The sequence below is a fragment of the Paenibacillus sp. F024 genome (assembly GCF_057814255.1).
Window position 1 is genome coordinate 1 of sequence record NZ_JBVASZ010000152.1, and the last position, 291, is coordinate 291.

The 291-nt window shown below is 57.0% G+C and carries 1 pseudogene; it reads right to left on the reverse strand.

What is annotated here, in order from left to right:
• A pseudogene (locus ACZYR9_RS27760) lies at window positions 1–291 on the reverse strand (ATP-dependent Clp protease ATP-binding subunit ClpC); the annotation flags it as partial.

The window sequence follows — 291 nt, forward strand, 5'->3', positions numbered from 1 at the left end:
AAATTCACCGCGGTATTTGGTGCCGGCCACGACAGAACCCATATCCAGCGTCATTACCCGCTTGTCGCGCAGCGTTTCCGGAATCTCGTTGGCTACAATTGTCTGGGCCAGCCCTTCAGCAATGGCCGTTTTACCAACCCCCGGCTCACCAATCAGAACCGGATTGTTCTTTGTTCTGCGGCTGAGCACCTGGATGACGCGCTCGATTTCTTTGCTTCGGCCGAGGACCGGATCGAGGTTGCCTTCTTTGGCATAGGCGGTCAAATCACGCGCCAGACCATCCAGGGTCGG